The following is a 14,912-nucleotide window of genomic DNA, read 5'->3' on the forward strand; positions in this document are numbered from 1 at the left end:
GAGATGCTCACCACGGCGCCGACCGGCCCGGACTCCCCCGACTACGGTTACGGGCTGGCGATGATGTCCCCACGGCTGCCCTGCGGGGTGACCGTCTGGGGTCATGACGGCGGGATCTTCGGATCCTCGTCGGGTGCGGTCACCACCCGCGACGGCCGGCACAGCCTGTCCACCAACACCAACACCAACACCAACGCGGACTGGATCGGCGGCCAGGACCTTTCCGTCCCGGCGGAGTTCTGCCCGACCGCTTCCGCTCCCTCCCCGGGCAGCACCTCTCCCACCACCGCCTTCCCGACCACCGCGGCCCGGACCCTGGGCTTCTGAGAACACCCCCTGGCCCCCGGCTCCGGTCACACCCGGGCGTGACCGGAGCCGGGCCCCGCCGCCGTGACCGGCGCGGCGGACGCCGGAACAGCGGACCCCGCCCGCGGGTGGTCCCGGACCAGCAGGCAGCCGAGGGCGCCTGCCAGCACCGCCGCGATCGGCAGGGCCGCGGTCACGTGCAGGGTGGCGACGAACGCGTCGGCGTACGTCCTGCCCGCGTGGAGCTCCGCTGCCAGCCGGTTCTGCAGCAAGCCGCCCACGATGGCCGCTCCGACGACGGAGCCGATCTGCCGGATCGTGTTGTTGACCCCCGAAGCGGCCCCGGCCAGCCGGGGATCGACGTTGCGCATCGCCTCGGTGGACATCGGGGCGATCACACAGCCCACCCCGAGACCAGTGACCACCGTCGCCGGTATGAACGCGTACCAGGGACTGGTGGGCCCCGCGATCAGCACGATCGAGAACATCCCCGCCGCGTACATCACCAGGCCGGCCATCAGCAGGTACTTGCCGCCGATGCGGTCGGAGAGCCGCCCGGCGAACGGCCCCACCACCATCGACACCACTGAGGAGGGGGCCAGCACCAGGCCCGCCTTGGCGGCGCTCAGATGCAGCACTGACTGCAGATAGAGGTTGAAGGGCAGCACGAGGCCGACCATCGCCATGGACACGACTCCGACGAGCACCGTCAGCACACTGAAGTTCCGGTCGTGGAAGAGGCTGAACGGCACCAGCGGCTCGCGGTCCTGATGGCGGCGCTGGTGCCGCAGGAAGATCACCACCAGTGCGGCTCCGGCCGCCAGCAACGCCCATATGCCGGTGCCCCAGTGGTACCGCTCCCCCTCTTGCAGGCCGAAGGCCAGCGAGAACAGCGCCGCGGTGGCGATCAGTACGCCGGTCACGTCGAAGCGGTGGCCCCGCCCGGAGCGGATGTCGGGCACGACGAGGAAGGTCAGCACGAGGGCGACCAGCCCAATGGGCACGTTGACCAGGAAGATCCAGCGCCAGCCGACCGTGGACACCAACAGACCGCCCAGGGTGGGCCCCGACAGGGTGGCCAGCCCGGCGACCGTGCCCCAGATCCCCATCGCGGTACCCCGCCGCGCCGGCGGGAAGACCGAAACGATCAGGGCCATCGTCTGCGGTATCAGCAGGGCGGCGCCCACCCCTTGGACGGCACGTGCACCGATCAGCGCCGCGGCGTTCGGCGCCAGCCCGCAGGCGATGCTGGCCAGCGTGAAGACCGCCAGTCCCATCGCGAACAGATTGCGCGGGCCGCGCAGGTCGCCGAGGCGGCCCGCGGTGATCAGGAGCACCGCCAGCACCAGGGCGTAGCCGCTGACCACCCAGAGCGTCTGGTCGAGCGAGGCGCCCAGCCCGTCGATCATCTGCGGGATGGCGATGTTCACGATCGTCAGGTCCAGCAGCGTCATGAAGAATCCGAGGGACAACGTCACCAGGACCGCCCATGGGTTCGCGTGCCATCTGCGCATGATGCAAGGCCTTCCGTTCCTACCCGGCCCGGAATCCCCCGCGCCCTGCCCCGACGATATTCCATCTTTTTCAATACATCAAGAGTGATGCATCAAGAAGTATGCATCGATGTCGATGTACCTTGGCGGCATGAACGGAGTCGAACTGTTCCTCCTGGGACGCACCCTGATGAAGATCGGCGAGGAGGCCATGCCGGAACCGGCGGGCGGCGCGGGCGCCCACGCCGGGAGCCTGCGTTCGGTGCTCGTCGTGGCGAGCGACATCGCCGGCCACCCGGACAGCGCCATCGGCGAGATCGCCGCCCGGACCGGCCTGCCCCAGAGCCAGGTCTCCAATGCGGTGGCGCGGTTGAAGGAGGCGGGTTCCGTGGTCACTTCGGCCGATCCGGCCGACCGCCGGCGGCTGCTCGTCCGGCAGGCGCCCGAGGTCTCGGAACGCGTGGAGCAGGTTCGTGCGACGACGATCGAGGCGGCGCTCGTCGCGATGCTCGGCGCGGACGACCCGCGCCGGCTGCGGGAGGTCACCGCGGCCCTGGACACGCTCGCCCGCCACCTGAGCCCACAGGCCGCCGCTCGGGCACGCGAGTAACCGAGTCCGACCACGCGAGGAGCGCCCGAACCAGCCGGACACGGCGGCCGGGGCTCAGGTCAGCCCCGCCGGCCCCCGCCCGCAGGGCACCGCATCAGCCCCGCCAGGCCCCGCCCGCGGGGGCCCGCGTCAGCCCCGGCCCCCGTCCGCACCGGCCGCACCGTCCACCGCGGTCGCCACATCCGCCCCGCGGAACTCCGCCAGGGACTCGGTGAGCCAGGCGACCCAGAAGGTCTCCAGCCCGATCCCGGCGCGCAGCACCAGATGGCGCAGCCGGTCCTCGCCGCCGAGGTTCCCGGCGGCGAAGTCGCGTTCCTCGATCTCGGTGTACTCGGCCAGCTGCCGCCGGTGGGCGGCGAGATGGCGTTCCAGTTCGGGTTCCAGGCCGTCCCGGCCGACGACCGCCGCCGCGCGCAGGCGCAGCAGCAGGGCGTCGCGGATCGGCTTCGGATCCTGGCTGGTGGCCACCCATGCGGTCAATTCGGCACGGCCCGCGGGCAACACTTCGTACTCGCGCTTCTGGCCTCGGGACGGTGACTGGGCCAGCGCGTGGATGAGGTCGGCCTGCTCCAGTTTTCCCAGCTCACGGTAGATCTGCTGGTGGGTCGCGGACCAGAAGAAGCCGATCGAGCGGTCGAAGCGGCGCGTCAGCTCCAGCCCCGAGGACGGCTTCTCCAGCAGGGCGGTGAGGATGGCGTGCGGCAGCGACATGGCCTCAACGTAGCGGTCCCGCGCCCCCGCCCCGACGCACGCCGGCCCGGTGTCAGAGCGCCGCCGCCAGCTCGGTGCCCTGGCGGATGGCGCGCTTGGCGTCGAGTTCGGCGGCGACGTCGGCGCCACCGATGAGGTGCGCCGCGTGTCCCGCCGCGCGCAGCGCCTCGTACAGGTCGCGGCGCGGCTCCTGGCCGGTGCAGAGCACGACGGTGTCGACGGCCAGGATCTCGCGCCTGCCGTCGACCGTCACGTGCAGGCCCGCGTCGTCGATGCGGTGGTAGGTCGCGCCGGCGACCATCGTGACACCGCGGTGCCGCAGTTCGGTGCGGTGGATCCAGCCGGTCGTCTTCCCCAGCCCCGCGCCGACCTTGCTCTCCTTGCGCTGCAGCAGGTGCAGGCTGCGGGGCGAGGTGCTCCGCTGTGGCTTCCGCACCCCGCCCCGCGTCCCGTAGCCGGGGTCGATCCCCCACTGGCGGAAGAACGCCTCGGGGTCGAGGCTCGCCGCGTCGCCCCCGTCGCTGAGGAACTCCGCCACGTCGAAGCCGATGCCGCCGGCGCCGAGGATCGCGACGGAGTGCCCCACGTGGGCTCCGTCGCGCAGCACGTCCAGGTAGCTGAGGACACTGGGGTGGTCGACCCCGTCGATCTCCGGGGTGCGCGGGACGACCCCGGTGGCGAGAACGATCTCGTCGAACCCCTCGGCGGTGAGGGTGTCGACGGTGACGGTCGTCTTCAGCCGTACGTCGACGCCGTGGATCTCCAGCTGCTCGCGGTAGTAGCGCAGCGTCTCGTCGAACTCCTCCTTGCCCGGGACCTTGCGGGCGATGTTGAGTTGTCCGCCGATCTCCGTCGCGCCGTCGAAGAGGGTGACCTGGTGGCCGCGTTCGGCCGCCGAGACCGCGAAGGCGAGTCCGGCCGGCCCCGCGCCGACCACCCCGACGCTCTTGCGGCGCCGCGTGGGCCGCAGGATCAGCTCGGTCTCGTTGCAGGCCCGGGGGTTGACCAGGCAGGACGTGATCTTCCCGCTGAACGTGTGGTCCAGGCACGCCTGGTTGCACCCGATGCAGGTGTTGATGGTGGCGGACTGGCCGCGCCGGGCTTTGGCGACGAAGTCGGGGTCGGCCAGCAACGGCCGGGCCAGCGAGACCATGTCCGCGCGGCCTTCGGCGAGCAGCTGCTCGGCCAGTTCGGGGGGTGTTGATCCGGTTGCTGGTCACCAGGGGGATGCCCACGGAGCCCATGACCTTCTTGGTCACCCAGGTGAAGGCGCCACGCGGGACGGAGGTCGCGATGGTCGGGATCCGCGCTTCGTGCCAACCGATGCCGGTGTTGATGATCGTCGCGCCGGCCGCCTCGATCTCCCGGGCGAGGATGATCACTTCCTCGAGGGTGGATCCGCCCGGTACGAGGTCGAGCATCGAGAGGCGGTAGATGAGGATGAAGTCCGGCCCGACGCGCTCACGGACCCGCCGCACGATCTCGACCGGGAAACGGATCCGGTTCCGGTACTCGCCGCCCCAGCGATCCTGCCGCTGGTTGGTGGGCGCCGCGATGAACTCGTTGAGCAGGTATCCCTCGGACCCCATGATCTCGACACCGTCATAGCCGGCGAGCTGCGCGAGCGCGGCCGCCCGGACGAAGTCCTCGACGGTCTGCTCGACCTCGTCCTCGGTCAGCGCGTGCGGGGTGAAGCCGCTGATGGGCGCCTGGAGGGCGCTGGGCGCCACGAGGTCGGCGTGGTGCGCGTACCGCCCGAAGTGCAGGATCTGCATCGCGATCTTCGCGCCCTCGCGGTGCACGGCGGCGGTGACCGCGGTGTGCTGCTCGGCCTCAGCCTCGGTCGTCAGCTTCGCGCCGCCCTCGTATGGGCGCCCCGCGTCGTTGGGGGCGATCCCGCCGGTGACCATGAGGCCGACGCCGCCTCGGGCGCGGGTGGCGTAGAACTCGGCCATCCGCTCGAAGCCGCGCGGCGCCTCCTCCAGACCGACGTGCATCGAACCCATCAGCACCCGGTTGGGCAGGGTGGTGAAGCCCAGGTCGAGAGGGCTCAGCAGGTGGGGATAGTCGCTCATCAGGGGGCCTCCTCGCGCGGACTCGTAGCGCAAGTTCTAGACGAGTCGAGCCGATTATGCAACAAGTTGCATAGAGTCCCGGGAATCGACGCGGGCCACGCGAGCTCAGGCGGGAGCGTCCTCCGTGCGTTCGGGCAGCGTGGCGCGGGCCCGCCGGACCAGGGCGCGGGCCGCCGGGCCGGCCGGGCCCTCCGCCCGCCAGGCGAGCGCGAGCCTCCCGCGCAGCTCTGGCCCGGTCAGCCGTACCGGGTGCAGTTCGCCGGGGTGGGAACGGGCGAGGGACTCGGGCAGGATCGCCACCCCCAGACCCCGGATCGCGAACTGCGCCAGGACGGTGGGATCCCCCGCCTCGAACGCGATCCGCGGCTGGAAACCCGCCGCGGCGCAGCCGCGGTCGACCGCGGTGCGCAGCCCGGTGCCGCGCGGCAGGCACATCAGGGGGAGCCCGGCGAGGGCCTCGAAGGCGATCGAGGTCCGGCGCGCCAGCGGGTCGCCGGGGGCGACGGCGACGACGAACGGCTCGTCCACGACGACCCGCACCCCGATGCCCGGCGGCGGCTCGTCCGCCAGGCTGACCACCGCCACATCCAACCGCCCGGTGAGCAGCGACTGGAGGAGGTTGTCCGACGTGTCCTCGACGAGGCTGATCTCCACCGCCGGGTGGCTGTGATGAAAGTCGGCGAGCAGTCCGGCCAGGTCGACGGCGCGCCCGAGCGAGGTCACGGTGCCGACCGCGACATGCCCGCGGACCAGCCCGGTCAGCTCCTCGACGGCCTGCCGGGCGCCGGCGACGGCGGCGAGGGCCGCACGCGCGTACGGCAGCACCGCGGCGCCCACGTCGGTGGGCCGGACCGTGCGCCCGGAGCGGTCCAGCAGGTCCTGGCCCAGCTCCCGCTCCAACTGGCGAATCTGGGCGCTCACCCCGGGCTGCGCCACATGGAGTCTGGCCGCCGCCTTGGTGAAGCTCGCCTCCTCGGTGACCGTCACGAGGTATTCCAACTGGCGTAGTTCCATAACCCATGACGCTAAGGGCTGTCCCGTGATCCCTGGTGGATCAGCGCGCGGCGTCAGATGCGGTGCATCGCACGGCGGAGGGGCGCCCGCGTGCTGCATGTATTCGGGCGTTCCGACAACGCGGCGAGGTGCCGTGGCTGTCGTCGGGCGCCCGCCAGGGATTGCGGGACAGCCCTTAGCAGTCGGGATATCCATCGCCAGGGCTTATGGGCGGCGATCGACGCCGGGGTGCACCGGTCCGGCATCGGTCAGGGCGCCGACGCCGAACCGGGCGCGAAGGGCGGCCGTCAGGACGCGAACACCTGGAGCTCCGCGACCTGCCCCGCCGGCCACCCCGTATTGCCGGTGAAGTGCACCCGCAGATACCGGACGGTCGCGGTGGCCGGGAACGTGACGGTGACGCGGTTGCCCGTGGCCGGATCGAAGGTGCGCCCGGCCGACCCGGCCAGAGTGGCGAAGTTCGAGCCGTCGGTGCTGCCCAGGACGGAGAGCGTCTGGGTCCTGGTCCCCCAGGCGGTGGCCGGCGGCACGGACAGGACGACCCGCTTCGTACCCACCGCGGAGCCGAGATCGACCTGCAGCCACTGCGGGAACGCGTTGTTGGCGCTCTCCCAGTAGCTGTCGGCGTCTCCGTCGACGGCGTTGCCCGCGCCGTAGCCCTGCGTGTGGCTGCTCTCCGTCGTCGGCCGGTGCAGCGCGAGGTTCACGTCGACGGGCGGGGGCCCGCCACCGATGACGGGAACGGTCGGGCGGACCGCCGTCAGCGGGAGCAGGCCCTTGAGCATCCTGCCGCCGTCGGCCGTCAGCCGCAGGTAGTAGTCGGCGGAGCAGGCCGTCCCGTCCTCGTCCAGCCCCAGCAGACCGGAGCCCGCCGGGATCATGGACGCGTTCTCCGCCGTCTTGGCGATCTGGTTGCCCTCGTTGTACTCGTCGAACATCGAGATGTAGATGCCCTGGGCGCCGGCCCGGACCACGTTGTAGAACTGCCGCCACATGAAGTCGCCGTGCGCCCGCTGGCGTCCTGCCACGTCCCCGGGAAGGACGCACGGCTGGTAGTCGATGCCGTGGGCGTTGCAGTCGGCCTGGTCCGGGACGGTGCACAGGTCGTAGAAGTGGTCGGAGTCCCCCGCGTTGCCGATTCTGCCGACCATCCACGGGGAGAGCATGTGGAAGGCGCGGTAGACGTCGAGGTAGCCGGGTCGTGAGTCGTTGACGCCGGTGCGCCAGTACGTCGGCACGCCGCCCATGACGTAACAGCCCTGGTTCTTGAACCAGTTGACGACATCGAGGCAGGCCGCGGGGGACCAGGGGTGGTTCTCGTCGGCGAAGCCGAAGCCCCAGACGCCGACCACCGGCTTGCCGTTCTGCCGCGCGTACGCGGGGGACGACGTCAGGGCCGACATCTTGGCGGTCCAGTCGGCCTTGATCTCCGGCTGCATGTTCGCCCAGCCGCTGACGTCGTACATGACGTAGAACTTGCGGTCGTTGGCCTCCGCCGCGCTCCTGACCTTCCCTGCCATCGCGTCACGCGTGGCGCCCTCGCCACCGTTGGGGTTGAACCGCTGCAGGGCGGCGGTGTCGCAGCCGTTCTGCCGCATCGACAGGAAGTGGGCGTTGACCGTCTGCTGGTCGTAGGAGGAGAAGAGCGTCGCGGGCTGCCCGTTGCCGAGGTTGCCGTAGGCGGTCCGGTAGGCCCCGGTGTAGTCCCGCATGTCCGGCCACGCCCTGATCGCGTTGTTGGACGGGGACGGCGGCTGGGACCAGTTCCGGCTCCAGTGCCACCAGCCGTTGACGGGGGCTCCGTCGCCGGGTGCGGCGAACCAGCCCTGGTAGCCGACGGTGATCTTTCCGACCACGTCACCGGGAGGGCTCGCGGCAACGGCCGCCCCTCCCAGCGCACCGGCGGCCGGCAGGGCGCCGAAGGCGACTCCCGCCGTCACCGATCCGATGAACGCCCGGCGTGAGATCCCCATCTGGACTCCTCCCGTTGTACACGGTTGCGCGCCGCTGACCGGCCAGCGGCAGAGCGTAGCCACGACGACAGAGAGACGCAATAGAGCGCGCACGGCGAGCAAATTCGTCAACTTACTCTGAAATTACGCTCCATGGTCGGTCCGGAGCGCGTCAAGCCGATCTTGCGCGGGCGTAGACGCCGTCGTAGCCCGTCTGTAACATTCTGCTAACTCAATGCAAATTCATTGCAGAGTGATGTTCATTCTTCACCGTTCTCCGCAACTTCGACGGCGAGAGCGTGGCCGTGGCCTCACTCGCCCCCCACTCCTGGCACTTTCGGACGAGAGACAGAGGAACGCAGTGAGATCGAAGCGGATACCCAAGCTGGTCGCGGGCTCGCTCGCGACCAGTCTGATGCTCCTCGGCGGGCCGGTGCTCCGGGCCGCCGCGGCCGAGCCCACCCCCCACGCGGCGACGTCAAAGACGGCCCGCGCCTCCAGTGGCGGCAGCACGGCCGGAAACCTGAACGACGGCGACCAGTCCACCTACTGGGAGGGCAGCGGCAGCGCCCTCCCGCAGTGGGCCCAGGTCGACCTCGGGCGCAGCAGGACCATCGACCAGGTCACCCTGAAGGTCCCCGCGGGCTGGTCGAGCCGCACCCAGACGCTCGCGGTGCAGGGCAGCGCGGACGGCACGAGTTACGAGACGATCGTCGGCTCCGCCAAGTACGTCTTCGCTCCCGGCTCCGGCAACGCCGTGAAGATCCGGTTCCCGGCGGCCACCACCCGCTTCGTTCGGGTCGCCGTCACGGCGAACACCGCCAAGGCGGCCGCCCAGATCTCCGAACTGCAGGTCTCCGAGGCAGCGGCCTCCACCGACAACCTCGCCATCTCCAAGACGATCACGGCGAGCAGCTCCAACGCCCCCTACGTGCCGGGCAACGCCAACGACAGCGACCAGGCCAGCTACTGGGAGAGCAACAACAACGCCTTTCCGCAGTGGATCCAGGCCGACCTGGGAGCCACCGTCGGGGTGAACCAGCTGGTGCTGAAGCTGCCGACCGGGTGGGAAACCCGGACGCAGACGCTGTCGGTACAGGGCAGCACCAACGGCTCGACCTTCACCGACATCGCCGCCTCCAAGGGGTACGTCTTCGATCCGTCCGCCGGCAACACGGTGACGGTGAACTTCAACACGATCAACACCCGGTACGTGCGGCTGAACGTCACCGCCAACACCGCCTGGCCGGCGGCCCAGCTCTCCGAGTTCGAGCTCTACGGGCCGACGACGGGTGACACGCAGGCGCCCACGGCGCCGGCGGGCCTGGCCTACACCCAGCCGGCGTCGGGCCAGATCAAACTGACGTGGAACGCCTCGACGGACAACGTCGGCGTCACCGGCTACGACGTGTATGCCAACAATGTGCTGCGCACCAGCGTGGCCGGAAACGTGCTGACCTACACCGACAGCCAGCCCGACACGGCGACCGTGGCCTACTACGTCAAGGCCAAGGACGCGGCCGGCAACCAGTCGGGCAACAGCAACACCGTCACCCGCACGGGCACCGGTGGCGGCGGCTCCAACCTGGCGGTCGGCAAGGCCATCACCGCCTCGTCCACCACCCAGAACTTCGTCGCCGCGAACGCGAACGACAACAACGTGGCGACCTACTGGGAGGGCGGCAGCAGCTACCCCGACACGCTGACCGTCGCGCTGGGCTCCAACGCCGACGTCAACTCCGTCGTGGTGAAGCTCAACCCGGACGGCGCGTGGGCGACGCGTACCCAGACCATCCAGGTCCTCGGACGTGAGCAGAGCTCCTCGTCCCTCACCGGCCTGACCTCGCCGACCGTCTACACGTTCAACCCCGCCACGGGCAACACGGTGACGATCCCCGTCGCCGGACGGGTCGCGGACGTCCAGCTCAAGATCACGTCGAACTCCGGCGCGGGCGGCGGCCAGGTAGCCGAGTTCCAGGTGATCGGCACGCCGGCTCCCAACCCGGACCTGACGGTGTCCGCACTCTCCGCCTCGCCCGCCGCACCGGTCGAGACCGACCCGATCACGCTCTCCGCGACGGTGAAGAACATCGGCCCCGCGGCCGCGGGCGCGACCAATGTCAACCTCTACCTCGGCACCACGCTCGCCGGCACCGCGCCGGTCGCCGCCCTCGCGGCCGGGGCGTCGGCCACCGTCTCCGCCACTATCGGCACGCGCACGGCGGGTTCCTACCCGCTGACCGCCAAGGTCGACGAGGCCAACGCCGTCATCGAGCAGAGCGAGGCGAACAACGCCTTCAGCAGCCCGAGCCCGCTGGTCGTCACCCCGGTGGCCAGCTCCGACCTGATCGCGTCGCCCGTCAGCTGGACCCCGGGCAACCCGGCGGCCGGCAACACGGTCACGTTCTCGGTGGCCATCAAGAACCAGGGCACCGTCGCCTCCGCGAGCGGCGCCCACGGCATCACCCTGACGGTCACGGACACCACGTCCGGCTCCGTCGTCAAGACCCTGACCGGCGCCTACAACGGGACGATCGCGGCCGGCGCCACCGCCGCCCCGGTCAACCTCGGCACCTGGACGGCGGGCAACGGCAAGTACAGCGTCAAGACCGTCCTGGCCAACGACGCCAACGAGCTGCCGGTCAAGCAGGCCAACAACACCAGCACCCAGCCGCTCTTCGTCGGACGCGGCGCCAACATGCCGTACGACATGTACGAGGCCGAGGACGGCGTCCTCGGTGGCGGCGCGGCCGTCGTCGGACCGAACCGGACCGTGGGCGACGTGGCGGGCGAGGCGTCGGGCCGCAAGGCCGTCACGCTGAACTCGACCGGCTCCTCCGTCGAGTTCACCACCAAGGCCAGCACCAACACCCTGGTCACCCGCTTCTCCATCCCGGACGCCGCGGGCGGCGACGGCATCAACTCCACCCTGGACATCTACGTCAACGGCACCTTCCTCAAGGCCATCGACCTGACGTCCAAGTACGCCTGGCTGTACGGGAACGAGACCGGTCCCGGCAACTCACCCGGCGCCGGCGGCCCGCGTCACATCTACGACGAGGCCAACATCCTGCTCGGGACAACCGTCCCGGCCGGATCGAAGATCAAGCTGCAGAAGGACGCCGCCAACACCACGCAGTACGCGATCGACTTCATCAACCTGGAGCAGGCGACGGTCATCGCCAACCCGGACCCGGCCAAGTACACGGTCCCGGCGGGCGTCACGCACCAGGACGTGCAGAACGCGCTCGACAAGGTCCGGATGGACACCACGGGCACCCTGGTCGGCGTCTACCTGCCCCCGGGCGAGTACCAGACGGCGAGCAAGTTCCAGGTGTACGGCAAGGCCGTCAAGGTGGTCGGCGCCGGACCCTGGTTCACCCGCTTCAACGCTCCCTCGACCCAGGCCAACACCGACATCGGCTTCCGGGCGGAGGCGTCCGCGAACGGCTCCTCGTTCTCCGGCTTCGCCTACTTCGGCAACTACACGTCGCGCATCGACGGCCCCGGCAAGGTCTTCGACTTCTCCAACGTCGCCAACATCACCATTGACAACGTCTGGAACGAGCACACGGTCTGCCTCTACTGGGGCGCCAACACCGACAACATCACCATCACCAACTCCCGCATCCGTGACACGTTCGCCGACGGCATCAACATGACGAACGGCTCCACGGACAACCACCTCAACAACATCGAGGCGCGGTCCACCGGTGACGACAGCTTCGCGCTCTTCTCCGCCATCGACGCCGGCGGGGCGGACGAGAAGAACAACGTCTTCGAGAACCTGACGTCAATCCTGACCTGGCGCGCCGCCGGTGTCGCGGTCTACGGCGGCTTCGCGAACACCTTCCGCAACATCTACATCGCCGACACCCTGGTCTACTCGGGCATCACGATCAGCTCGCTGGACTTCGGCTACCCGATGAACGGCTTCGGCACCGACCCGACCAACCTGCAGAACATCTCGATCGTGCGGGCCGGCGGGCACTTCTGGGGCAGTCAGGTCTTCCCGGCCATCTGGGTCTTCTCGGCCTCGAAGATCTTCCAAGGCATCCGCGTCACGGATGTCGACATCGTGGATCCGACCTACAGCGGCATCATGTTCCAGACGAACTACGTCGGCGGGCAGCCGCAGTTCCCGGTGAAGGACACCGTCTTCACCAACGTCTCGATCACCGGTGCCCAGAAGAGCGGGGACGCCTTCGACGCCAAGTCCGGCTACGGGATCTGGGCCAACGAACTGCCCGAGCCCAACCAGGGCCCGGCGGTGGGCACGGTCACCTTCAACAACCTGCGGATGAGCAACAACTTCCAGAACATCAAGAACACCACCTCGACCTTCACCATCGTCCAGAACCCGTAAGGAGCGGATGGCCCCACAGTTGGACGCGCGTGCCGCCGGGAACCCTGACTCTCCCGGCGGCACGCGCGTTCGTGTGGGTACTCAGCAGGATCCGGTGCTCAGAGGGATTCGGTGCTCAGAGGGATGGGGCGCTCAGAGCGATTCGAGGAGCCGATCCGCCGCGTCGCGGGCGGTGTCCTGGCGGTCGTAGACCTCGCAGACGGGGTGGCGGTCCGGGGTCATGGAGTGGTCCACCTCCCAGAGGCTGACCTCCTCGCCGCCCGGGAGCAGGAACGCGTGTTCGTACAGGGTCCAGCCGGCGCAGCGCTCGTCGACCGTCCTGCTGTTGCTGCCGGCGAAGGCTATGTCGTGGCCGACGGCGGAGAGCACCCGCAGGCGGATCGCTTCACCCGGGAGGTCGGGGTTGACCGCCCGGCGCAGCAGCCGCATGGCGTGATCGGCGGAGTCGGCCGCCTCGTACCTGCGGCGGCGGCCCGCGGCCGAGGGGGCGACGTACAGATCGAGCCGGTGCTCCGGCAGGTTTCCGAGGGCGGTGCTGTGTTCCAGGTCGCCGAACCGGATGTCCACCTCCAGCTCGGCCGCGAGCAGGGCCGGCTCGTCCGCGTAGATCTCGTGCACCAGGTGGGCGCGGGGACCGGTGTCGTGCTCCAGTTCCCACAGGACCGGGGTCGTGCCGTCCGGCAGCAGGAAGACATGGCGCAGGGTGCGGCGGCCGAGGACGCGGCCGGGCTCCCTGCCGTAGCGGTTCGAGACCAGCTCGGTGCGGTGCACGATGGCGGTGCGCAGCCGCGCGAGCAGCGTCGCGGCGATGGGCGCCGGTCGGCCCGCCCGGGCCAGTAACCCGTTCAGGTGGTCGGACGAGGTCCGGTCGTTGAAGTCGTCTCGCGCCATGATGGGTTCCGGGTACGTCATGTGGCCCTCTTGATGATCACGTCCCTGCCGTTGAGGCGCTCAGAGTAGTGGTCCGGGCACACTCTGTGCCAGGGGTCGTGCGGTGTTCGTTCGACTGGGCCGATCGTGGCCCGTCGCGGGCGCGCGGGTGGTTCTGCCGCCATCGCGATTAGGCCGAGAGGTGAGCGGATAGAGCGGATGAGATCACCCACGGTTCACAGGTGAAGGAGTGCCATGACGGACGGGGCGGGCGGACGGATCACGGACGTTCAGGGGGCGGCGGAGCCCGGTGGCGTCGCCGGTGCCGACGTGGCCGAGAACGGGGCCCGGCGGCGTCTGCTGCCGTGGAAGCACCGGCGGGACCTCTCGCCCGCTCAGCTGCGCCGGAGACAGGCCCTCACCCGGGGCGGCCTCGCCGTCACGCTGGTGTGTGTCGGCACGGTGGGCTGGTCGGTGGGGCAGGCCCTCACCTACCCGGGCAAGGACAGCGTGATGGCGCGGCTGGCCGAATGGAGCCGCGACCACCGACTGGGCGTGGTGGTCGACAAGCTGGAGGACCTCCAGTACCAGCTCGACCCACCGGAGGTGGGCGGCACCCTGCCGCCCGACGCGCTGGCCCGGATGAACGCGGTCGCTCCCGCCATCGTCCACCAGTCGGAAGAAGTGCCGCTGCGCGAGCCGATGGAGCCCGTCGTCAGTCCCGGGCTGCCGGGCGAGGGCGTCTGGCGTCCGGTGGCGAGCTCCCACGGCCTGCCGATCGTGCAGGCGACCTACGTACGGCCCGACAGCGCGCACACGTCCTACCAGGCGGCGATCGCGTGGATCAGCACGAAGCACGCGCGCTTCCAGCTCCACCCGGGCTTCCGCGAGCCGGGCGGCACCTTCTCCGTGCCCCCGACCATTCCCGAAGGCCGGCGAACCGGGCTCGTCGCGACCTGGAACGGCGGATTCCGGGTTACCGACGGCGGGTCGAACGGCGGCTTCTACCTCGACGGGCGGACCGCCGGTGAGCTGCGGCCCGGCGCCGCTTCCGAGGTCTTCTACCGCGACGGGTCGTTCGAAATCGGCGTGTGGGGCCGCGACGTCGGTATGACGCCGGACGTCGTCGGCGTCCGGCAGTGCCTGGAGCTGATGGTCGACGGCGGCAGCGTCGTACCGGACATCGGGGACGACTCCAAGTGGGGCGTCACCGACCAGAGCAAGATGTACGTGGAGCGCTCCGGCGTCGGGGTCACCGCCTCCGGCGACGTCATCATGGTCGTCGGACAGGCGCTTACCGCCCGAACCCTGGCGGACCTGATGCAGCGGGCCGGCGCGGTCCGTGCCATGCCGCTGGACATGAACCGCGCCTGGCCCTCCTTCATGGCCTACGACGGCAGCCGTGACCCCGCCAACCCCACGCCGACCAACCTCCTCGACTTCGAGAACCCGGCCGACCGCTACTACGTCAAGGCGACACGCGACTTCGTGGCCGTCTACGGCAGGTAGCGTCCG

General features: G+C 70.2%; 9 protein-coding genes and 1 pseudogene. 4 read left to right on the plus strand and 6 right to left on the minus strand.

The annotated features are described in order from the left end of the window. Window positions 1-3 precede the first annotated feature (3 nt). Window positions 4-327: a hypothetical protein gene (locus M2266_RS32495; protein ID WP_346780971.1), complete on the plus strand. Its 324-nt coding sequence runs from the start codon at window positions 4-6 to the stop codon at window positions 325-327. A 26-nt stretch (window positions 328-353) separates the two neighbouring features. On the opposite strand, the gene M2266_RS30425 is transcribed toward M2266_RS32495, so the two are convergent. Further along, window positions 354-1,820, minus strand: a complete 1,467-nt coding sequence (locus tag M2266_RS30425; RefSeq protein ID WP_277441499.1) for a DHA2 family efflux MFS transporter permease subunit — start codon at window positions 1,818-1,820, stop codon at window positions 354-356. Window positions 1,821-1,950: 130 nt separating this feature from the next. Between M2266_RS30425 and M2266_RS30430 the strand changes: the two genes are divergently transcribed. Further along, window positions 1,951-2,409: a MarR family transcriptional regulator gene (locus tag M2266_RS30430; RefSeq protein WP_277441500.1), complete on the plus strand. Its 459-nt coding sequence runs from the start codon at window positions 1,951-1,953 to the stop codon at window positions 2,407-2,409. Between the two features lie 129 nt (window positions 2,410-2,538). Here M2266_RS30430 and M2266_RS30435 read toward each other — a convergent pair whose 3' ends face one another. From M2266_RS30435 to M2266_RS30450, 4 genes and pseudogenes are all read right to left on the minus strand, one after another. Beyond that, window positions 2,539-3,120: a helix-turn-helix transcriptional regulator gene (locus tag M2266_RS30435; protein ID WP_277441501.1), complete on the minus strand. Its 582-nt coding sequence runs from the start codon at window positions 3,118-3,120 to the stop codon at window positions 2,539-2,541. A 52-nt stretch (window positions 3,121-3,172) separates the two neighbouring features. Further along, a pseudogene (locus tag M2266_RS30440) lies at window positions 3,173-5,195 on the minus strand (NADPH-dependent 2,4-dienoyl-CoA reductase). A gap of 105 nt (window positions 5,196-5,300) precedes the next feature. Continuing rightward, complete coding sequence (locus tag M2266_RS30445) at window positions 5,301-6,209, minus strand: LysR family transcriptional regulator (protein WP_277441502.1); 909 nt, start codon at window positions 6,207-6,209, stop codon at window positions 5,301-5,303. 287 nt (window positions 6,210-6,496) lie between these two features. Continuing rightward, entirely contained in the window at window positions 6,497-8,182 is a 1,686-nt protein-coding gene (locus M2266_RS30450) for a discoidin domain-containing protein (protein WP_277441503.1), read from the minus strand. Between the two features lie 340 nt (window positions 8,183-8,522). Between M2266_RS30450 and M2266_RS30455 the strand changes: the two genes are divergently transcribed. Further along, window positions 8,523-12,527, plus strand: coding sequence for a discoidin domain-containing protein (locus M2266_RS30455; RefSeq protein WP_277441504.1), 4,005 nt, complete (start codon window positions 8,523-8,525; stop codon window positions 12,525-12,527). 132 nt (window positions 12,528-12,659) lie between these two features. Here M2266_RS30455 and M2266_RS30460 read toward each other — a convergent pair whose 3' ends face one another. Next, complete coding sequence (locus tag M2266_RS30460; RefSeq protein WP_277441505.1) at window positions 12,660-13,439, minus strand: DUF6227 family protein; 780 nt, start codon at window positions 13,437-13,439, stop codon at window positions 12,660-12,662. Window positions 13,440-13,652: 213 nt separating this feature from the next. Here M2266_RS30460 and M2266_RS30465 point away from each other — a divergent pair, with 213 nt between their 5' ends. Continuing rightward, complete coding sequence (locus tag M2266_RS30465) at window positions 13,653-14,906, plus strand: phosphodiester glycosidase family protein (RefSeq protein ID WP_277441506.1); 1,254 nt, start codon at window positions 13,653-13,655, stop codon at window positions 14,904-14,906. The last annotated feature ends 6 nt before the right edge of the window (window positions 14,907-14,912 follow it).

The sequence above is a fragment of the Streptomyces sp. SPB162 genome (assembly GCF_029504575.1).
GTDB lineage: Bacteria > Actinomycetota > Actinomycetes > Streptomycetales > Streptomycetaceae > Actinacidiphila.

What these genes read in the sequence shown, in the direction of transcription:
- M2266_RS30450 (WP_277441503.1), bottom strand. Translation starts at nt 8,182, where the DNA reads ATGGGGATCTCACGCCGGGCGTTCATCGGATCGGTGACGGCGGGAGTC.
- M2266_RS30435 (WP_277441501.1), bottom strand. Translation starts at nt 3,120, where the DNA reads ATGTCGCTGCCGCACGCCATCCTCACCGCCCTGCTGGAGAAGCCGTCC.
- M2266_RS30465 (WP_277441506.1), top strand. Translation starts at nt 13,653, where the DNA reads ATGACGGACGGGGCGGGCGGACGGATCACGGACGTTCAGGGGGCGGCG.
- M2266_RS32495 (WP_346780971.1), top strand. Translation starts at nt 4, where the DNA reads ATGCTCACCACGGCGCCGACCGGCCCGGACTCCCCCGACTACGGTTAC.
- M2266_RS30430 (WP_277441500.1), top strand. Translation starts at nt 1,951, where the DNA reads ATGAACGGAGTCGAACTGTTCCTCCTGGGACGCACCCTGATGAAGATC.
- M2266_RS30425 (WP_277441499.1), bottom strand. Translation starts at nt 1,820, where the DNA reads ATGCGCAGATGGCACGCGAACCCATGGGCGGTCCTGGTGACGTTGTCC.
- M2266_RS30445 (WP_277441502.1), bottom strand. Translation starts at nt 6,209, where the DNA reads ATGGAACTACGCCAGTTGGAATACCTCGTGACGGTCACCGAGGAGGCG.
- M2266_RS30460 (WP_277441505.1), bottom strand. Translation starts at nt 13,439, where the DNA reads ATGACGTACCCGGAACCCATCATGGCGCGAGACGACTTCAACGACCGG.